Raw genomic sequence first — 19,204 nt, 5'->3', positions numbered from 1 at the left:
TGGGTACCGGAGCAAACGAAGTTCCCGCAGCCGCCACGTGGCGCTGTGCAACCTTGCAGGAGACACCATATGAAATGGGAAACCCCGACGGCCACTGATCTTCGCTTCGGCTTCGAGATCACCATGTACGTCAGCGCCCGCTGATTGGACGCCCCCCGTTGCTTGCTCACTTCGTGTAGCAGCCTCCCCCCACTGGGGGGCGCACCCAGCGGCCTGGCAGAGCCAGTTCCGCGGGTGCACTGGGCTGGGTGCGTTGGGTTCGGGCGGTGGGGAAAGCGTACAACGCGGCAACTCCTTGACAGCCTGCCCCGGTGCGTCCGGGGCGGGTTGTTTTCACCCGACCGACACGTCATCCATTTCTCTCCCGATGCGCATCACTGTCCTGGGCTCGGCCGCCGGCGGCGGCTTTCCGCAGTGGAACTGCAACTGCCCCAATTGCGCCGGCGTGCGCAACGGCACGGTGCGCGCCAAGCCGCGCACGCAGTCGTCGATCTTCGTGCGCCCCGACGAGGGCGAGGACGGCGTGCTGTTCAACGCATCGCCCGACATCCTGGAGCAGATCCGCAGCAGCCCCATATTGCAGCCCGCACGCGCGATGCGCGACACCGCCATCGCGGGCGTGGTGCTGATCGACGGACAGGTCGACCATGCCACCGGCCTCTTCATGCTGCGCGAGCGCGGCACGCCGCTGCCGCTGTGGTGCACCGACCCGGTGGCCGAAGACCTGAGCGAGGGTAATCCCGTGCTGCGCGTGCTGTCGCACTACTGCGGCGTGGCGCGCCATGCGATCACGCTCGACGGCAGTGCCTTCGAGGTGCCCGGCGTGCCCGGCCTCGTCTTCCGCGCGATGGCGCTCACCGGCAAGGCCGCGCCGTATTCGCCGCACCGCGAGCAGCAGGTGGCGGGCGACAACATCGGCGTGACCATCCTCGACCGCAGCAGCGGCAAGAGCCTGTTCTACGCGCCGGGCCTGGGGGCGATCACGCCGCCCGTGTTCGATGCCATGGCCAGCGCCGACGCGGTCATGGTCGACGGCACCTTCTGGACCGACGACGAGATGGTCCGCCTGGGCGTGGGCAGCAAGCGCGCGCGCGAGATCGGCCACCTGCCGCAGTCGGGCGAGGGCGGCATGATCGAATGGCTGTCGAAGCTGCCCGCGACCACCGCGCGGCGCATGCTGATCCACATCAACAACACCAACCCCATCCTCGACGAGGACTCCGATGAGCATGCGGCGCTGCGGCGCGCAGGCATCGAGCCCTGCGAGGACGGGATGACGATCCAACTCTGAAAAAAAGGCACCGAGCCCGCCATGCACGCCGACAGGATCCAAGATTCACCGCGCCCGGCCACGGGCAGCGACAAAGCCGGCCCGGCATGGAGCCGCGAAGAGTTCGAAGCCAAGCTGCGCGAGCGCGGCCGCAGCTATCACATCCACCATCCGTTCAACGTCATGCTCAACAGCGGCCGGGCCACGCCCGAGCAGATCCGCGGCTGGGTGGCAAACCGCTTCTACTACCAGATCGCGATCCCGATCAAGGACGCGGCCGTGCTCTCGAACTGCCCCGACCAGCAGGTGCGCCGCGGCTGGGTGCAGCGCATCCTCGACCACGACGGCTTCGAGCTCGGCGGCATCAAGGACGAAGGCGGCGTCGAGGCCTGGCTGCGCCTGGCCGAGGCCGTGGGGCTGACGCGCGAGGAAGTGCGCGACCTGCGCCACCTGGTGCCCGCGGTGCGCTTCGCGGTCGATGCCTACGTGAACTTCGCGCGCCGTGCGCCCTGGCAGGAGGCCGTGTGCTCCTCGCTCACCGAACTGTTCGCGCCCGAGATCCACAAGCAGCGCCTGGCCACCTGGCCCGAGCACTATGCGTGGATCGAGCCGGCGGGCCTCGGCTACTTCCGCAACCGCGTGAGCCAGGCGCGGCGCGACGTGGAGCAGGGCCTGGCCATCACGCTCGACCATTTCGACACCCGCGCGCTGCAGGAGCGCGCGCTCGAGATACTGCAGTTCAAGCTCGACATCCTGTGGGCCATGAACGACGCGATGGCGACGCGCTACGGCGTGAACGGCGCATGACCGCGAACAGGACCATGCTCACCGCCGAAAGCAAACCCCGCGTCGGCCCCGGCTTCCGCCTGCAGTGGGAGCCGGCGCAAGAGTGCCATGTGCTGCTCTACCCCGAGGGCATGGTGCGGCTCAACGGCAGCGCGGGCGAGATCATGAAGCGTTGCGACGGCGAGCGCAGCATCGCGGCCATCGTGGCCGACCTGGAGCAGGCCTTCGACACCACCGGGCTCGAACCCGAGGTGCGTGGCTTCGTCGAGATGGCGGCGCAGCAGAACTGGCTGCGCTGGGACCCCCAATGACCACCGCGCCGCCGCGCCCCGGACCGCCGCTCTGGCTGCTGGCCGAGCTGACCTACCGCTGCCCGCTGCATTGCGTGTTCTGCTTCAACCCGGTCGACTTCGCGCAGCAGGAGAACGAACTCGGCACCGAGGACTGGCTGCGCGTGCTGCGCGAAGGCCGCGAGCTCGGCGCGGTGCAGTGCGGCCTCTCGGGCGGCGAGCCGCTCCTGCGCGACGATCTCGAGATCATCATTGCCGAGGCCGCGCGCCTGGGCTACTACACCAACCTGCTGACCTCGGGCGTCGGCCTCACGGCGCAGCGCGCCGCCGCGCTGAAGGCCGCGGGCCTGGACCACGTGCAGCTGTCGTTCCAGGACTCCACGCGCGAGATGAACGACTTCCTCTCGCACACCAAGACCTTCGAACTCAAGAACCGGGTGGCGAAGATCATCAAGGACCAGGGCTGGCCGATGGTGCTGAACGTGGTGATCCACCGCATGAACATCGACCACATCGACCGCATCATCGAGATGGCGCACGAGATGGGGGCCGAGTACCTCGAGCTTGCCAACACCCAGTACTACTCGTGGGCCTTCGTCAACCGCGACCAGCTGCTGCCGACGCACGAGCAGCTGCGCCATGCCGAGGAGGTGACCGACGCCTGGCGCAAGCGGCTCGGCGAGCGCATGCGCATCTTCTTCGTGGCGCCCGACTACCACGAGGGCAAGGCCAAGAAATGCGTCAACGGCTGGGGCAGCATGTTCCTCACCGTGGCGCCCGACGGCACCGCGCTGCCTTGCCACACGGCCAAGATGCTGCCGGGCCTCGAATTCCCGAACGTGAAGGCGCACAGCCTGCGCGAGATCTGGTTCGATTCCGAAGGCTTCAACCGCTACCGCGGCACGGGCTGGATGAAGGAGCCCTGCGCGAGCTGCGACCAGCGCGAGCAGGATCTGGGCGGCTGCCGCTGCCAGGCCTACCTGCTGGCGCAGGACGCGGCCGCGGCCGACCCGGTGTGCGCGAAGAGCCCGGACCACCACCGCGTGGTCGAGGCGGTGGAGCGTGCGGCCGCGCGCGATCCGGCGGCGCCGACGGAGCACCCGCTGGTGTTCCGCGATCCCGCCAATTCGCGGCGGCTCTCTTCCGTAGCGCTCGTCACGCCGGACGCGTGAGGCCGCGCGGCGGCAGGCCGCGATCGATCGCCTTTTTTTTCTCCCGCTTCGCCGGCCGCAGTTCGCGCAGCCAGCCCAGATCCGGCGCGAACCGCCACGCCAGCAGCAGCAGCGCGAGCAGCGCGGGAATCCACCGCAGGTCCGTGTCCGCCGGCAGATGCTGCGCATAGCGGCGGTCCAGCATGGCGGTCTTCAGTGCCTCGGGCGTGTTCAAGCGCCGGTAGTTCACGCCGACCAGTTCAGCCAGCGCACGCAGATGGTCCTGCCGCAGCTCGGAAAGATGTTCGTGGTTCAGCGCGCTGCCGATCGCCGAGCCCTGCACCACTTCGTCGGCCCGCCAGTAGCCGGCGGGCTCGCCGTTGCTGCCGGTCTTGGGAATCGGCATCGGCACGTCGCCGCCTACGCCGATCAGCCAGCCCTGGACCTCGCCAGGCTTGATGTCCGTCATCGGCGGTGTCTCGTTGATGCGCAGCGGCGGCGATTCCTGCCCGTCGCTGATGAAGACGAAATGGGTGTCGGGCCCCACGCTGCGGGCGCCGCGCACGGCCCAGGTCACGCCCTTGCTGACGTTGCTGGCATTGGCCCAGCGCATGCGGCCGTCGATGCGCTCGAGCGAGGCCAGCAGTTCTTCATAGTGGCTGCAGACCTCGACGGGCGCGAGGATCACCAGCGAGCGGTAGTCCGCGAAGACGCTCCAGCCCACCTTGGAGCCGCAGGGCAGCGCACCCAGCACCTCGCGCATGGCGGCGCGCGCGAGTGTGAGGCGGCTCACGGCCGCGCGGTCCAGCTCCACATCCTCGACATTCATGCTCTGCGTGATGTCGAAGCTGACTTGCCAGTTGAACACCGGGCGCTGCAGCTGCACGCGCGGCGGCCAGACCGCGAGCGCCAGCAGCAGCAGGGCCAGCACCAGCGGCCAGCTGCCGGTGCTGCCGCCGATGCGCCGCCAGGCGGCGTGCCACTGTTGCGGCAGCGTCGGCCTCATGGCAGGTCCCCGGCGACGAAGCCAGGCACCCGGACCCGGCGCTGCTCGTGCGCGGGTTGCTGCTCGGCGGAGAAGGCTTCGTGGTCTTCAGGCGCGAGCCGCAGCGCGCGCTCCAGGTTGTAGCGCGCGTCCCAGTCCTCGGGCGCGGCGCGCAGCAGGTCGCGCAGCCGCTGCTTGCCGAGTTCGAACAGCGGCAGTGCGCCGGCGTCCTGTGCCATGCCCTGGCGCAGGTACATGTTGCCGAGGTTGAACAGCGCCTGCCGCGCGACGGGATCGCGCTCGCCGGCCTGGATCAGGCTCGCGTAGCCCTTGAGCGCGGCATCGTGCGCGCCGGCCTTCGAAAGCGCCAGCGCCTGCGCCAGCTGCAGTTCGCGCGGGGCCGAAAGCGGCGCCGTCGTTGCATCCTTGCCGACCGGCATGGCGGCGATGCGCGCGATCTCCGTGTTGAGGTCGATCGTCTGGCGCAGCCGCAGTCCGCGCTCCAGCGCCACGCCCACGCAGCACAGGCTCAGCACGCCGAAGACCAGGTGAACCGCGCGTCGCTTCATGAAGTTTCTTTCCGCCAGCTCTGCAGCTGCACGGCGCGGCAGGCGAGCAGGCCCGCGCAACATAGCATCGCTGCCAGGTAGAACGCGGCGCCGTGGTCGCGCCGCGGCACGCGCTCATGAATGGTGAGCGGGAAGTTCTGCTGCCGGTCGATCTCGGCCATGGCGGCGGCCATGGCATTGGAGTCATCGACCTGGTAGAGCCGATAGGGCGTGCTCAGCGTCTTGAAGAACTGGTGCAGCGCCAGCTCCTCGCCAAGGCCGTAGGCCGAGACCGTCTCGGTGTTGAGGTTGGGCGAGTTGGGACCGCTGCGCACGTAGATCCAGTACAGGCCGATCTTCTCGCGCGCGAGCCCGGCATGGATGCGCTGGCGCGTCGGCTCGTCGAGCTGCGCCCCGCCGTCCGAAACGATCAGGATCACGCGGCTGCCCGAATAGCTGCGGCCTTCGAATTCCTCGATGGCGGCGAGCAGCGCCACGCCCATGCGGGTTTCGGGCAGGCCGCGGCCGATGGCGGTGGCGGCAAGCGCGGCCTGCACGGTGTCGGTCTTTTGCGTGAACGGCACCACCGCGATCGGCACCGTGCTGAAGGTCATGAAGGCAAAGCGGTTGTCGGGCCGCTTGGCGACGAATTCGCTCAGCAGGTCGCGCACGACCTTGGCCTTGGGCTCCTGCGACATGCGGCCTGCGGTCTGCAGGCCGTTGGTGTGCACCGTCGCGTCCATGCTGCTGCTGCGGTCCATCAGGATCAGCACCTCGGCGCCGCGCCCGGCGCGTTCGACCACGGCACCCGACTGCCCCGGCCCTGCGAGCCCGAGCACCGTGAAAGCCATGGCGCCGACTGCGAACGCGCGCCACAGAAAGCCGACCAGGCGGCCGACGCGGTCGGCCGGCAGCCAGGCCACATACGAGAAGCCCAGCGTGTCGCTTCGCTTGCGCAAGAGCGGCAGCAGCGCAAGCGGCAGCAGCATGAGCATCCAGGGCTGGGCGAGGTCGAAGCGCATGGCTCGGTCTGCCTGTCGGTCAATGCCGGTGGCGCTTTTCCGCGTTGCGCAGCGCGCGGCACAGCGGCTTGAGCGGATAGGCGGCCTGGGGCTGCGCCGGTGCGGCGGCACTTTCGGCGAAGAAGAAGCGCCGGGTCGATTCGCGGTAGAAATCTTCCAGCCGCGGCTGCAGCGGGCGCAGATAGGGCGCATCGGCCAGCAGCTGCGGCAGGCTGGCGCCGTGCACGACGCGGCCGGCGCTCCGGTTGAGCGCGCGGTGCAGCACGCGCCATGCTTCGGGGCTTGCCGGATCGTCGATGCGCTTGAGCTCGCGCCAGGCATGCGCGAACGGAAGCTGCTGCGCTTCGCGCATGTTGCGCCAGGCCCACCAGGCGAGCCAGGCCAGCAGCACCGCGAGCAGCGCCAGGAGCGAGAGCTTCAGGCCTTGTTCGATGGGATGGGTCGCAAGCGCCGCGACGGGGCGGTCCGGCCGCAGCGGCTGCAGGTCGCCCTGACCGAAGGCTTCCGCCGGCGTCAGCGGTCCGATGCTGACCGGCCAGGCGGGCAGCGCGATCGCCGGGCCCGAGGCGGTGGCGATCGTCAGGGCCGGCAGCGAGATGGCGGTCAGCGCGCGCGGCGCATTGATGAGCTGGTACTCGATGGCGAGCCAGCGCCTGCCCTGTGCATCGGTCTCGATGCGCGACGGCCTGCGTTCGAGCCAGAGATCGATGCGCGCCGCGGCGGGCAGCACGCCGGGCTCGAGCGGCCGGCCTTGCTGCTCGAGCAGCACGCGCTGCGTGAGCACATCGCCGAGCACATGGCCGAAGCTGCGCGGCTGCTCGATGGTGGCGGCGGTGGCAGCGGCAGCTGCCGGCGCGGCGGGATCGGCGGGATCGGCGGCGCGCGCAAAACCGGCAGGCAGGGCGGTCAGCACCAGCGCCAATGCCAGCGCCGCGGTATGAACAAGGTTCATTGCGCTCATGCCGCCGTCTCCAGGAAATAGCGCGTGAGCGCCTCGGCGTCGAAGCGGCCCTGCAGGTGAAACGGCGGCATACCGTGTGCGTTGAACAGGGCGGTGAGTTCGGCGCGGCGCGCCGCAACCGATTCGCGCCACCGCGTGCGCAGCGAATCGCGCATCCACAGGCTGCGCCGCGCGCCGGTTTCGGCATCGCGCAGGGCGACCAGCGCACGGGCATCGGGCGGTTCGATTTCGGCCGGGTCCCAGACCACCAGCGGAACGACGCAGGCGGGCGAGAACTGTTCGAGCAGCTCGCCGAGCGCACCGACCGGCCAGTGAAAGTCGGACGCGAGAAACACCAGCCCGCCGCGGCCCACCAGCCGTTCGGTGGCACGGCGCAGGCCCGCCAGCGCGCGGTCGTCTGTGGGCGGTGCGCCCGTCGCCGCACGGCAGTCGCGCAGCATGCGCGCCATCAGGCTGCCGTTGCCGCGGCTGTGGCGGGCGGGCACGAAGAGGTCTTCGCGCTCGCGCTGGTCGAAGGCCAGCAGGCCGACGGTGTCGCCGGCGCGAAACGCGCTGTAGCCCAGCGCCTCGACCAGGTCGGCCACCACGTCGAGCTTGCGCCGCTCGGCGCCAAAATGCATCGAGGCCGACACGTCGACCACCACGTGCACGGGAATCGCCACGCGCAGCCGGTGGATGCGCACCAGCCAGTCGCCGCGGCCCTCGCGCACGCTTGCGCGCAGGTCGATGCGGCGCGGGTCGGGATGGTCGAACAACCGCCGGTGCGCGGCGAATTCCTGCCCGCTGCCCTGGCTCAGCCCACGCTGTGCACCCGGGCGCCAGCCGCCGAAGCGGCGCGGCAGCTGGTAGTGGAATTCGTCGACGCGGTCCATGGCATCAGGGGGCGGCGATCTTGTCCATGATCTGCGTAACCAGCGCTTCCGACAATTCGGCCCGGCGCAGTTCGTACACCGGCGTGAAGAAGACGCGGTGCCCGAGCACCGAGGGCAGCACCGCCGCAAGATCGGCCGGCTCCAGGTGCGAGCGGCCTTCGAGCCAGGCCACGGTGCGCGCCGCGCGCAGCAGCGCACTCATGCCGCGCGGGCTGGCGCCGGCCAGGATCAGGCGGTCCATGTCCACGCCGTCGAGCCGGATGCCGAACTTCTGCGGAATCTCGGTGGCCTCCCATACGTCGAGCACATAGCGCTCGATGGTCTCGCTGGCCCGCACGCTGCGCTGCACCTGTGCGCCGATGGCGTTGAGCCGGTCCCAGGGCAGGATGGCGGGCGCCACCTTGTCGATCAGGCTCTCGGTGTCGTGGTAGGCGGTGTCGAACACCAGCGACTGGCGGATGCCGCGGTCGGCCGGCTTGGGCATGTTCAGCTCGAACATGAAGCGGTCGCGCGCCGCCGAAGCCAGCTCGAAGGTCTCTTCGCGCTCGACCTTGTTGCGGTCGGCGAACACAGTCATGTGCGGAAAGCTGTATTCGCGGTCGAAGGCCGACACCGTGCGCTCGGCCATCGCGCGCAACAGCAGCGACTGCACCTGCGGCCGGGCCCGGTTGATCTCGTTGAAGAAGAAGGTGACCAGGCGCTCGCCGTGGCGCAGCAGCGGCCCCGGGTCGATGCGCGGCCGGCCCTCGGCATCCACGTAGGTGTGATAGACCAGGTCGCCGGGCATCAGGTCGACCGTGCCCTCGACGCGCTCGAAGTCGCCGCCGATGGCGCGCGAGAAGGCGCGCAGCACCGTGGTCTTGCCGACGCCCACGTCGCCCTCGAGCAGCACGTGGCCGCGCGCGAACAGCGCAACGTTGATGAGGCGGATCGTCTCGGCCTGGCCGATCACCGCCTTCGCGACTTCGCTTTCGACGCGCAGCGCGAGGCGGCGCCAGTCTTCGAGTTGTTCTTCGGTGCCCATGGTGGTGTCCGGTGCCGCGGGCTACTTCGACTCCATCATCTTCTTGAGGTGGGCGAGGCCGCCGCGGTAGACGTCGGTCACGGCCTTGAGCGCCGCCTCGTCGTTCTGCTCGGGCGGCGGATTGTTGTTGGGAAAGCCGCGATAGAAGGCGCCGCGCCATTCGACGACCGATTTGCCGCCGTCGGCCACCACCGAGAGCACGGAGGTGTAGTTGGTGACCGGCAGCGCGCCGCCGTCCTTGGCGCGGTAGCTGTATTTCATCTTCGCGTCGTCGTAGCCCTCGAGCGTCTCGACCAGCGTGCCGCCGGACTTGAGCTTGACGGTGCGCACCGAGCCTTCGGCATTGCCCTTGTCGGCCGCGCTGTCGGCCACGGCCGGATGCCAGTCCTTCAGCGCGTTGAAGTTCTTGATCTTGGCCCAGACGGCATCGGCCGGGGCCTCGATGGTGACTTTCTCGCTCACCTTCTGGCGCGTGGGCCCGTGAGCCTGGCTCGGCGCCGATGCGGCAAGCAGGATCGAAGCTAGAAGAACGGAGAGCGCCCGTCGGCCGGAAGGGTGTGTCAGCATGGAAATATCCGTGATGAGGTGGGAAGAAAAGGGTCGGTAAGAGAAAAATACGTCAGGGCTCCATCGGCGCACCGATGAAGGCGCCGAAGCCGCGGCTGTTCTGCCCCGTGGCAATGGTCTTGAGCTTCTGCCCGCTCGCGGCGTCCAGCACCTGCACGTTGTCGTCCATCCAGTTCACGACATAGACGCGGTCGCCGTGCGCGGCAATGCCTTCGGGGTAGGCGAAGCCGGGCAGGGTGCGCAGCAGCTTCAGCGAGGCGGCGTCGATCACGCTGACCGAGTCTTCGTGCTGGTTGGTCACGTAGAGCAGCGCACCGCCCTGGGCCAGCGCCGCGCCGTAGGGTGCCTTGCCCACCTTCACCGTGGCGATGACGGCCGGCCGGCGCGCATCGCGCATGTCGACCACCGAGACATCGTTGCTCTGCACGTTGAGCGCATAGAGGCGCGAGCGAGGGGCGTCGTAGAGCAGCGCGAACGGATGGCTGCCGACGCGCACGCGCGCCAGCACCCGCCGCGAAGCGGTGTCGACCACGGCTACGCTGTCGTCGTCGCGCTCGGCCACGAAAACGGTGCTGCCGTCGGGATGCGCGGCCACGCCGGCGGGCGCGCGGCCGACCGCGATCGAGGCCGGGAACCTGGAGGCGTCGCCGGCCTGCGCGTCGTACACCAGCAGCCGGCTGCTGTACCAGTCGGCCACGTACAGGCGCCGGCCGTCGGCCGAGATGTCGATGCCCACCGGCCCGTCCCCGGCCGACAGCGTGCTCACGACCTTCTGCTGGCGCATGTCGATGACCGAGATGGTCTTGCTGTCGGGGTTGGAGACGAAGACCCGGCCGGCGCGGCTGGACGCCACCACGCCGGCCGGCGACCGGCCCACCGGCACGGTGGCCACCACCTGCTGCGAGGCCAGGTCGATCACCGACACGTCGTGGCTGCCCTGGTTGGTGATGTAGGCGAACGGCGAGGCCCAGGCCGAGGCGCACAGCAGCATCGCGGCAATCCCGGCGTGCACAGCTGTCGCGGTACCCGTCATGGCGATCGGTCGGCCCGGGATGCGGCTCAGCGCGCGGTGGCAGGGCCGATGAAGCAGCCCTTGGTCACCTTGGCCTGCAGCGCCTTGTAGCGCTTGATGTCGGCCTGCAGCTTTTCGGAGTCGCGGATGTAGCCGCCGCGCTCGCCGCCGATGGTGGTGGCCTTGGCGGCGGTGCTCAGCTGCACGTACTCGTCGTACCTGATTTCCCGGGCGAGCGAGTCGAGCGCGCAGGAGCACTTGTTCGTCATCTCGAAGTTGCCTGCGTCCGGATGCGCGGCGATGCATTCCTGCACGTACAGCACGCGGTCCACCGTGGGAAAGTCGTTCGCGCGCGGCGCGCCATGCACGGCCATTGGAAGGCCCAGAAGACAAAAGAGAAGGCGGACTGTTTTTTTCATGGCGTTCGCTGGAAGAATTCTTGAGAGGCAACAGGCGCTAGCGCGCCGGCGCCTTCGCCCCCTCGATCAGGAGCTCCTCGACGACGAGGGGCTGGGCCGCGGCGCTTTCGCCCGGAATGGAAGTGCGGATGCCATAGACGCCGCCCGGCACCGCATCGGACAGCGTGAAGCGGTAGCTCTTGGTCGCGAACTTCTCGTACTTCGGCCGGTTCGGGTCGTCCAGGAAGGGGCTGAAGACGATTTCCTTGCCCTTGATGGCGCGGCCCTGGTAGCGCAGCGACACGTCGCGCACTTCGGCGGCCTGGTAGATACCCATGCGGATGCGCTTGCGGAAGTGGTACTCGGAGCCGCGCGTGAGGCGCTTCATCTCGCGCACGTCGTGCTCCAGGAAATAGAGGATCACGGGATTGCCGTCGGCGGCCGGCACGTCGGGCACCTGCAGCTTGCGCGCACCGCTCAGGAACACGCCCTTGGCATCGCAGCAGCGGCCGTCTTCCTTGGCGCTCAACGACACGGTCACGCTGTCGGCAAACGCTTCCTCGAAGCTGCCGGTCTTGCCGAAGGTGTAGCGCAGCAGCATGGGCGCCTGCAGGCCTTTCAGCTGCGGTGTCATGAACAGCAGGCGTTCGGCGGGCGAGAAGTCGCGCTTGTCGGGCTCGGCGTGCGAGGCCGGGAGAGACAGGAGCAGGACGCAGAGCGATGCGGCGATGGGGAGGCGCATGGGGAAAACGGCAACTCAGTTGGTGGGAGTCCCGAACGATGCATCGACCAGCGGCACGCCGAACTCCTTCAGGATGGCCTGGATCTCGGGCGCCTTGGATTCGATCAGCCCCTCGACCTGCTGCTTCCATTCGCGCTCGCCATAGCGCACGCCCATCGCCATCTGGTAGTCGAGCCGCAGGCCTTTTTCGGACTTGAGCGGCACCACGATCAGCGCCGGATTCTTGACGCGCCGGGCGAAGAAGCCCGCGATCGGGCCCCAGACGACCACGGCATCGAGCTTGCCTTCGGCCAGGTCCTTCTCGACGATCTCGCCCGGGTATTGCGCGGGGTCGGCGCTCATGAGCTTGTAGGGCACGCCCTGCTCGAGCAGGCCGTGCCGGTTGAGCCACTGCGAAGCCGGCGAGCGGTCGTAGATGCCGATGCGCAGCGACTTGAGCTTGGCCGGATCGAGCTTGAGGAAGTCTTCCGCCGAGGCCACGTTGTCCATGCCCTTGCCCTTGGGAAAGACCAGCGCATAGGTCGAGCGGTAGTAGGGCTTGGTGACCGAGACTTCGTCGAGGCCGACGGGCACGCCCATCACGATGTCGCAGGGGTAGTCTTGTCCCGGCAGCTTGAAGCGCAGCGTGTTGCGGAAGAAGGCCAGCCGCTGCGGGAACGAATAGTAGGTGACCGGCAGCCCCAGCGCCTTGCCGAACAGCTCGGCGATGCGGTTCTCGATGCCTTCTCCCTTGGTGTTGGAGAAGGGCATGTTGTTGGGGTCCTGGCAGACGCGCAGCGCCTTGCGCGGCGGCGTCTCCTGGGCCAGGGCCGGCACCAGTGCGCAGCAGCATGCCGCGCCCAGGAGCCCCGCCCGCAGGCGGGCGCCGAAGGAGAAGGGCCTGCCGGCGCGCGGCCGGGCGGTCATTTGTTTTCTTCCACTCGGGCGCGTGTGATGGCGCCGTCGGACCGGCCCTTGAGGTAGGCGTAGAGCTGGTTGATGTTGTCCATCACCGCCGGGTTGTTGCCGAAGCTCTGCATGCCCTTGTCCAGCCTGCCGTCGCGCACGACCTTGATGAACTCTTCCTTCTTCATCGTCTTGAGGCTGTTGATGAGGGACGGTCCCACCATCCCTTCCTGGTTGGGTCCGTGGCAGCGGTCGCAGGCTGCGGAGCGCCAGGTGCGGAAACCCTTCATGGTTTCGGGGTCCACCTTGTATCCCTCGGTGACTTTGTAGGGCGCGGGGTCTGGCGCGGCGACGGCCAGTGTGCAGGCCACGCCGGCGAGCAGGACGAGGGAAGGCAGCAACGTTGACTTACGAAATTTCATGGCTCCTGGGTCTCCGATATCTTTTGAAAGTGCGTGGGGGAGAGCCCTCGAGCGAGTGCTCTCCCGGTTCGCATGTTGCGTCTATCTATCCAATGACGCCTCGGTAATAACGCCTCACTTGGGCAGCGCGAAGACAGTCAGCGAGCCGCCGAGCTCGGTGTACTGGCTCAGTTCCTTGTAGCCGCCGACGGCGCCCAGGCCCTCGGTGCTCTTCTCGGGGTCGATGCCCGCAGCCATGCCGATGCCGGCCCAGCCGCCAATGCCCGAGAACACGCCGACGTACTGCTTGCCCTTGTGCTCATAGGTGAACACGTTGCCGATGATGCCGGACGGGGTCTTGAACTTGAACAGCTCCTTGTTGATGTCCTTGGCATCCACGCACTTGAGGTAGCCCTCCAGCGTGCCGTAGCAGGAGATTCCGCCGGCGGTGTTCAGCGAACCGCTCCACACCGAGAACTTCTCGGCCTTGGTCTGCACGATCTTGCCGGTGCCTGCGTCCCAGGTGATGAAGTTGCCCATGCCGCCATGGCTGCCCGGCGTGGGGTACATCGAGAGCGTGGCGCCCACGTACGGCTGGCCTGCCGTGTACTCGACCTTGAACGGCTCGTAGTCCATGCAGACGTGGTTCGTCGGCACGTAGAAGAGCTTGGTGTTGGGGTCGTAGGAGGCCGGTTGCTGGTCCTTGCTGCCCAGCGCCGCCGGGCAGATGCCCTTGGTGTTGACGTCGGCGCCGTTCTGCGCGGTCGAGTACTTGGCCACCACCTGCGGGCGGCCGGTCTTCATGTCGACGTGCGTGGCCCAGTTCACCTTGGGGTCGTACTTCTCGGCCACCAGCAGGGCACCGGTCACGCGGTCCAGCGTGTAGGCAAAGCCGTTGCGGTCGAAGTGCACCAGTGCCTTGGTCGGCTTGCCCTTGACGTTGATGTCCGCCAGGATCATTTCATTGATCCCGTCGAAGTCCCACTCGTCGAACGGCGTCATCTGGTAGACCCAGTTGACCTTGCCGGTGTCCACGTCGCGCGAGAAGATGCTCATCGACCACTTGTTGTCGCCGGGCCGCTGCGAGGGGTTCCAGGTCGACGGGTTGCCGGTGCCGTAGTAGACGGCATTGGTCGCCTTGTCGTAGCTGTACCAGCCCCAGGTGGTGCCGCCGCCGATCTTCCACTGGTCGCCCTTCCAGGTCTTCAGCGAAGAGTCCTTGCCCACCGGCGCGAGCTTGCCGTCGGTCCAGGTCATGGTCTTGGCCGGGTCCATCAGCATTTCTTCGTCGGGGCCGGTGCTGAAGCCCTTCCATGCCAGCTTGCCGTCCTTGATGTTGTAGGCCGCCAGGAAGCCGCGCACGCCGAACTCGCCGCCGCTGATGCCGGTGATGACCTTGTCCTTGAAGACGTGGGGTGCGTTGGTGTTGGTGGCGCCGACCTTCGGATCGCCGTTCTTCACCGTCCACACCACCTTGCCGGTCTTGCTGTCGAGCGCCACCAGGGTGGTGTCGGCCTGTTGCAGGAAGACCTTGCCTTCGGCATAGGCGAGGCCCCGGTTCACGGTGTCGCAGCACATGACGGCAATGACCGACTGGTCCTGCTTGGGCTCGTACTTCCAGAGGATCTTCTGGGTTTCGATGTCGAGTGCGTACACCTTGTTGGGAAACGGCGAGTGCAGGTACATCGTGCCGTCGACCACCAGGGGCGAACCCTCGTGGCCACGCAGGACGCCGGTGGAGAAGGTCCACGCGACCTGCATCTTGCCCACGTTGCTCTTGGTGATCTGATTCAACTTGCTGTATCGCTGGTTGAACATATCGCCCGCTTGCGTGGCCCAGTTCTTCGAGTTGGCGATGTTTTTCTCGACGTCGGCATTGGCAAGCGCCAAAGCCGGAAGAGCCAGCATCGCGACGCCGATATGCCGTACGAGACGGCCGGCGATCTGCCTGGAAAACTTCATAAATGTCTCCTCACATTTCAGTGGGTTTTGAACACGGTCTTGGCAGCACCTGCGGATCTTTCGATCGCTTTGGCGAATGCTGCGGTCCGCAACATCCATGCCTGCCGGTTCCAGCGTGGAGCATTTCGAAGTCCCACGCGCGCTCCATGCGGAGACACGCGGCTTCACTCGGGGGAGGCGTGCACGAGGCGGTGTTCGCGCAGTGTGCGGCGGCGTGCCTCAACGCGATCCGAACCTAGGGAAATCCCGAGCGTGCGATGCGCTGTCCAGCGCTGCGCGCCACGCATTGCCGTGGCCCTGCATCGTGTGCGCATCAAATTTGACGCAAAGTGTCTCGTGCGAAGTCACGGATGTCGAGCGGCCAGGGCTTGCAGCGGGCTGCAGCGGCTCTTGCGAGGGCAAATGAGTAGGGACTCATCACAGTGAAAACCCTCGACCGCCAGAGGCACAGAATTTGCGGATTGAAAGCAAACGGCAAATACCATTGAAACCCCCAAAGCCCGGCAGATCCCAACGTTCTACATGCTGCGAACCATCGACTTAACCAAGCGCTATGGCACGCGCACGGCGCTGCAGTCGTTGTCGCTGCATGTGCCCGCGGGCCAGTTCGTGGCGCTGCTCGGGCCCAACGGCGCGGGCAAGTCGACGCTGTTCCAGGTGCTCACGGGCATGTTCGCGGCCGACGAAGGCGAGGTCGAAGTCGCCGGCCATTCGCTGCGCCGCTCGGCGACCGCGGCGCTGCGGCACATCGGCGTCGTGTTCCAGCAGATGTCGCTCGACCTGGACCTGAGCATCCGGCGCAACCTGCTGTTCCAGGCCGACCTGCACGGCCTGCCGCGGCGGCTCGCGGCCGCGCGCATCGCGTCGGCCTGCGAGCGCCTGAACATCGATGCCGACCTCGACCGCAAGGTGCGCGAGCTGTCGGGCGGCAACCGGCGCAAGGTCGAGCTGGCGCGCGCGGGGCTGCACCGGCCAGCCGTGCTGCTGATGGACGAAGCCACCGTCGGCCTCGACCCCAGATCGCGCCAGGACCTGCTGGCCGCCCTGCATGCCGACGTGCGCGAGCGCGGCGTGTGCGTGCTGTGGGCCACGCACCGGGTCGAGGAGGCCGAGGAGGCCGACCGCGTGCTGGTGCTGCACAAGGGATCGCTGCTGGCCGATGGCACGCCGGCCGACGTGGGCCGCCAGCTTGGCGGCGCCAGCCTGGAGGCGGGCTTCATCGCCCGCACCGCTTGATGATTGACGAATCCGAACCAACAAGAATGGAGACATCGCATGCCGCAACCTTCTTTCATGGCGCCTGGCGCGCTGGTCCGCGCCGCTGCTAGCGCGTTCGTGCTCGCCGCTGCCAGCAGCGCCGTGCTGGCGCAGGGCACCGCCTATGTCTCGAGCGAGAAGGACAACGCGCTGACGATGATCGACCTTGCCACGCTGGCGGTGAAGGGAACGATCCCGACCTGCAAGCGCGCGCGCCACATCCAGCTGACGCCCGAGCGCCAGATCATGGTGGCCTGCACCGATTCCAACCAGGCCGACCTGATCGACCCCGCGAGCGGCAAGTCGGTGCGGCGCATCGCGCTGGGCGACGAGCCCGAGGCCTTCGACCTGTCGCCGGACGGCAAGGTCATCTACGTCTCCAACGAAGACGCGGGCGAGGCCAGCTTCATCGACACCGCCAGCGGCAAGAAGCTGCGTTCGGTCAAGGTGGGCGCGGAGCCGGAGGGCGTCAAGGTCAGCGCCGACGGCAAGACGCTGTACGTCACGTCGGAGGTGGCAAGCCTCGTGCATGTGATCGACACGGCCACCGGCAAGGTCGTGAAGAACATCAAGGCGGGCAAGCGCCCGCGCCGCATGGCCATCACGCCGGACGGCAAGGAGCTGTGGATCACCAACGAACTGGGCGCGAGCGTCAGCATCGTCTCCACCGCCACCCACGAGGTGATCGACACGCTCAAGTTCGAGGTGAAAGGCGCCCGCGCCGAGGACATCACGCCCGTGGGCATCCAGATGACGAGCGACGGCAAGCGGGCCTTCGTGGGCCTTGGCCGCGCCAACCACGTGGCCTTCATCGACGTGGCGAGCCGCAAGGTCGGCTCGCTGGTGCTGGTCGGCAAGCGGGCCTGGAACGTGACGCTCGACAAGGCGCAGGCGCGGCTCTACGTGGTCAACGGCTTGAGCGACGATGTGACGGTGGTCGACGTGGCCGGCGCCAAGGCCATCAAGAGCGTTCCGGTAGGGCGCGTGCCCTATGGGCTCGTGATCGTCGAATGAGGACGCGCGCAACGGCTTCCTGTTTTGCGGGCGCGTGGTTGATGGCCGTGGCGCTCGTGGCGCCGGTGGCGGCGGGCGCGGCCGTGCTCAAGGCCACGCTGATCACGCCGGACGACGATCCCCGCCTGGAGCGCTCCCGCCTGGAGCGGGCCTACCTGGGACACCCGGGCGGCCCGCTTTCCGATGGGCTCGAGGTCGCGCTCGAAGAGGCGAAGTTCGAACTGGAGGCCGCCGGTGCCGAAGTGGCGCTGGCCGCCGCGCCGGCCGCGACCCTCGAGGCCGCGCGCGCCGCCGCGGTGGCGGCCGAGAAGAATGGTGCGGCGGTGCTGCTGACCGACCTGCCCGCCGAATGGACGCTGGCCGTGGCCGATGCCGTGAAGCTGCCGGTGCTGAACCTGGGCGACGCCTCCGACCGGCTGCGCCAGCAGGATTGCCGCGCCCGCATGTTCCACCTGGCTCCCAGCGAACGCATGCGCAGCGACGCGCTGGCGCAGACGCTGGTGTCGCGCAAATGGAGCAAGCTGCTCCTGCTGGTGGGCGGCAGCCCGCAGGACGCGCTGCGCGCGGCCACCGCGCAGGCATCGATCAGGCGCTACGGCCTGCAGGTGGTGGCCAGCAAGCCGTTCAAGCTCTCGGCCGACCCGCGCGAGCGCGACCTCGCCAACCCGCTGCTGCTCACGGCCGGCAACAACTACGACGCCGTGTGGGTGGTCGACAGCGACGGCGAATTCGCCCGCACGCTGCCCTACCGCACCGTGCTGCCGCGGCCGGTGGTGGGCGACGGCGGGCTGGTGGCGCTGGCCTGGCATGCGCAGTTCGAGCGCTACGGCGCGCCGCAGGTCTCGAGGCGTTTCACCAAGGCCGCGAAGCGCCCGATGACCGCGCAGGACTGGGCCGCCTGGATGGCCGGCAAGACCCTGGCGGCTGTCGCCATTGCCGCGCCCAAGGGGCCGAACACGGCCTGGGCCCAGGCCATCGGCAAGAGCACGCTCGACGGCTCCAAGGGCACCAGCCTGAGCTTCCGCGCCTGGGACGGCCAGCTGCGCCAGCCCATGCTGCTGACCGACGGGCAGGGCGTGATCGCGCAGGCGCCGGCCGAAGGCGTGCTGCATGCGCGCAACGTGCTCGACACGCTGGGCGCCGATGCGCCGGAGAAGCTATGTCCGAACGCGCGCTGAAAACGAAGACGCCCGCGGGCGAGAGCGCCGGCGAGCCGCTGGTGCGTCGCGGGCTGGGCCATGCGCTGCAGGCGATGCGCGCGATCATGATGCGCGAGCTCTACAAGTTCTCGCAGCAGACCGGCCGGCTGGTGTCGGCGCTGGTGCGGCCGCTCCTGTGGCTGGCGGTGTTCGCGGCCGGTTTCCGCAACGTGTTCGGCGTGGCGATCGTCGAGCCCTACGACACCTACATTCCCTACGACGTCTACATCGTGCCGGGGCTGGTCGGCATGGTGCTGCTGTTCAACGGCATGCAGTCGTCGCTGGCCATGGTCTACGACCGCGAGATGGGCCTGATGCGCCTCTTGCTCACCGCGCCGCTGCCGCGGCCCTGGCTGCTGTTCTCCAAGCTCTGCGCCACTGCGCTGCTGTCGGTGCTGCAGGCGCTGGTGTTCGTGGTGGTGGCGGCGCTGATCGGCACCGAACTGCCGCTGCTGTCGCTCTCGGCCCTGCATGCCTTGGTGGCGCTGGCGGCCGGCGCGCTCATGCTGGGCGCGCTCGGGCTGCTGCTGTCGGTGCACATCAAGCAGCTGGAGAACTTCGCGGGCACGATGAATTTCGTCATCTTTCCGATGTACTTCCTGTCGACCGCGCTCTATCCGCTGTGGAAGCTGCAGGAGTCGGGCGCCGAATGGGTGTACCAGCTGGCGCGCTTCAATCCCTTCACCTACGCGGTGGAGTGGATCCGCTTCGCGCTCTACGGCAAGGACCCGGGCCTGGCGCCTTACCTGGTGCTGGGCTGCCTGGCCGTTTTCTTCGGGCTGGCCTGCTGGGGCTACGACCCGCAGCGCGGCTTCGGCGGCCTCACCAAGCGTGGAGGGGGCGGGCCATGAGCCGGAG

22 protein-coding genes are annotated in these 19,204 nt (G+C 68.2%); 9 read left to right on the top strand and 13 right to left on the bottom strand.

Going from position 1 to position 19,204, the window contains the following annotated elements; genetic code table 11:
* Positions 1–69: 69 nt before the first annotated feature.
* The 5 genes from pqqA (at position 70) to pqqE (ending at position 3,518) form a co-directional block, all read left to right on the top strand.
* Positions 70–144, top strand: a complete 75-nt coding sequence (gene pqqA, locus RZE77_RS16095; protein ID WP_010100094.1) for a pyrroloquinoline quinone precursor peptide PqqA — start codon at positions 70–72, stop codon at positions 142–144.
* A 223-nt stretch (positions 145–367) separates the two neighbouring features.
* Positions 368–1,291: a pyrroloquinoline quinone biosynthesis protein PqqB gene (gene pqqB, locus RZE77_RS16090; protein ID WP_319438313.1), complete on the top strand. Its 924-nt coding sequence runs from the start codon at positions 368–370 to the stop codon at positions 1,289–1,291.
* A gap of 21 nt (positions 1,292–1,312) precedes the next feature.
* Positions 1,313–2,077, top strand: coding sequence for a pyrroloquinoline-quinone synthase PqqC (pqqC, locus tag RZE77_RS16085; protein WP_319438312.1), 765 nt, complete (start codon positions 1,313–1,315; stop codon positions 2,075–2,077).
* Positions 2,074–2,367, top strand: a complete 294-nt coding sequence (gene pqqD, locus RZE77_RS16080; protein WP_319438311.1) for a pyrroloquinoline quinone biosynthesis peptide chaperone PqqD — start codon at positions 2,074–2,076, stop codon at positions 2,365–2,367. Before pqqC ends, pqqD begins: the two co-directional genes overlap by 4 nt.
* On the top strand, positions 2,364–3,518 hold the full coding sequence (gene pqqE, locus RZE77_RS16075; protein ID WP_319438310.1) for a pyrroloquinoline quinone biosynthesis protein PqqE: 1,155 nt from the start codon (positions 2,364–2,366) through the stop codon (positions 3,516–3,518). The genes pqqD and pqqE overlap by 4 nt, the downstream gene beginning before the upstream one ends.
* On the opposite strand, the gene RZE77_RS16070 is transcribed toward pqqE, so the two are convergent.
* The 13 genes from RZE77_RS16070 to RZE77_RS16010 all read right to left on the bottom strand — a co-directional run bounded on the left by RZE77_RS16070 (position 3,502) and on the right by RZE77_RS16010 (position 14,822).
* On the bottom strand, positions 3,502–4,503 hold the full coding sequence (locus RZE77_RS16070; protein WP_319438309.1) for an MxaL protein: 1,002 nt from the start codon (positions 4,501–4,503) through the stop codon (positions 3,502–3,504). The two genes, pqqE and RZE77_RS16070, sit on opposite strands and share 17 nt — an antisense overlap.
* The gene (locus tag RZE77_RS16065; RefSeq protein ID WP_319438308.1) at positions 4,500–5,051 is read right to left on the bottom strand and encodes an MxaK protein; all 552 of its coding nucleotides are present in this window, start codon (positions 5,049–5,051) and stop codon (positions 4,500–4,502) included. The genes RZE77_RS16070 and RZE77_RS16065 overlap by 4 nt, the downstream gene beginning before the upstream one ends.
* Positions 5,048–6,052 (bottom strand): vWA domain-containing protein, encoded by a 1,005-nt coding sequence (locus RZE77_RS16060; RefSeq protein WP_319438307.1) that lies wholly within the window; start codon positions 6,050–6,052, stop codon positions 5,048–5,050. The genes RZE77_RS16065 and RZE77_RS16060 overlap by 4 nt, the downstream gene beginning before the upstream one ends.
* Positions 6,053–6,071: 19 nt before the next feature.
* A complete protein-coding gene (locus RZE77_RS16055; protein ID WP_405547619.1) occupies positions 6,072–7,004 on the bottom strand; it encodes a calcium incorporation protein MxaA in 933 nt (310 codons plus the stop codon).
* Between the two features lie 5 nt (positions 7,005–7,009).
* Complete coding sequence (locus RZE77_RS16050; RefSeq protein ID WP_319438305.1) at positions 7,010–7,885, bottom strand: DUF58 domain-containing protein; 876 nt, start codon at positions 7,883–7,885, stop codon at positions 7,010–7,012.
* 4 nt (positions 7,886–7,889) lie between these two features.
* Complete coding sequence (locus RZE77_RS16045; RefSeq protein ID WP_319438304.1) at positions 7,890–8,909, bottom strand: AAA family ATPase; 1,020 nt, start codon at positions 8,907–8,909, stop codon at positions 7,890–7,892.
* Positions 8,910–8,930: 21 nt separating this feature from the next.
* Positions 8,931–9,371 (bottom strand): SRPBCC family protein, encoded by a 441-nt coding sequence (locus RZE77_RS16040; protein ID WP_319438303.1) that lies wholly within the window; start codon positions 9,369–9,371, stop codon positions 8,931–8,933.
* 157 nt (positions 9,372–9,528) lie between these two features.
* Entirely contained in the window at positions 9,529–10,509 is a 981-nt protein-coding gene (locus RZE77_RS16035) for a YncE family protein (RefSeq protein WP_319438302.1), read from the bottom strand.
* 26 nt (positions 10,510–10,535) lie between these two features.
* Positions 10,536–10,907: a hypothetical protein gene (locus RZE77_RS16030; protein WP_319438301.1), complete on the bottom strand. Its 372-nt coding sequence runs from the start codon at positions 10,905–10,907 to the stop codon at positions 10,536–10,538.
* A gap of 37 nt (positions 10,908–10,944) precedes the next feature.
* Positions 10,945–11,628, bottom strand: coding sequence for a hypothetical protein (locus tag RZE77_RS16025; RefSeq protein ID WP_319438300.1), 684 nt, complete (start codon positions 11,626–11,628; stop codon positions 10,945–10,947).
* A gap of 15 nt (positions 11,629–11,643) precedes the next feature.
* On the bottom strand, positions 11,644–12,534 hold the full coding sequence (locus RZE77_RS16020; protein WP_319438299.1) for a substrate-binding domain-containing protein: 891 nt from the start codon (positions 12,532–12,534) through the stop codon (positions 11,644–11,646).
* Entirely contained in the window at positions 12,531–12,935 is a 405-nt protein-coding gene (locus tag RZE77_RS16015) for a c-type cytochrome (RefSeq protein WP_319426366.1), read from the bottom strand. The genes RZE77_RS16020 and RZE77_RS16015 overlap by 4 nt, the downstream gene beginning before the upstream one ends.
* Before the next feature lie 114 nt (positions 12,936–13,049).
* Positions 13,050–14,822, bottom strand: coding sequence for a methanol/ethanol family PQQ-dependent dehydrogenase (locus RZE77_RS16010; RefSeq protein ID WP_405547617.1), 1,773 nt, complete (start codon positions 14,820–14,822; stop codon positions 13,050–13,052).
* A gap of 576 nt (positions 14,823–15,398) precedes the next feature.
* Here RZE77_RS16010 and RZE77_RS16005 point away from each other — a divergent pair.
* Genes RZE77_RS16005 through RZE77_RS15990 form a run of 4 tightly spaced genes read left to right on the top strand, consistent with a single transcriptional unit; the run spans position 15,399 to position 19,197 of the window.
* Complete coding sequence (locus RZE77_RS16005) at positions 15,399–16,112, top strand: ABC transporter ATP-binding protein (RefSeq protein WP_319438297.1); 714 nt, start codon at positions 15,399–15,401, stop codon at positions 16,110–16,112.
* 39 nt (positions 16,113–16,151) lie between these two features.
* Positions 16,152–17,147 (top strand): PQQ-dependent catabolism-associated beta-propeller protein, encoded by a 996-nt coding sequence (locus RZE77_RS16000; RefSeq protein ID WP_319438296.1) that lies wholly within the window; start codon positions 16,152–16,154, stop codon positions 17,145–17,147.
* Positions 17,144–18,325: a type 1 periplasmic-binding domain-containing protein gene (locus RZE77_RS15995; RefSeq protein ID WP_319438295.1), complete on the top strand. Its 1,182-nt coding sequence runs from the start codon at positions 17,144–17,146 to the stop codon at positions 18,323–18,325. The genes RZE77_RS16000 and RZE77_RS15995 overlap by 4 nt, the downstream gene beginning before the upstream one ends.
* The gene (locus tag RZE77_RS15990; RefSeq protein ID WP_319438294.1) at positions 18,307–19,197 is read left to right on the top strand and encodes an ABC transporter permease; all 891 of its coding nucleotides are present in this window, start codon (positions 18,307–18,309) and stop codon (positions 19,195–19,197) included. The genes RZE77_RS15995 and RZE77_RS15990 overlap by 19 nt, the downstream gene beginning before the upstream one ends.
* Positions 19,198–19,204: the final 7 nt, after the last annotated feature.

The organism is Variovorax sp. SPNA7 (genome assembly GCF_033807855.1).
Taxonomy (GTDB): Bacteria; Pseudomonadota; Gammaproteobacteria; order Burkholderiales; family Burkholderiaceae_C; genus Variovorax; species Variovorax beijingensis.
The sequence above is the reverse complement of the archived record's forward strand: the minus strand, read 5'-3'. Positions and strand labels throughout refer to the sequence as shown.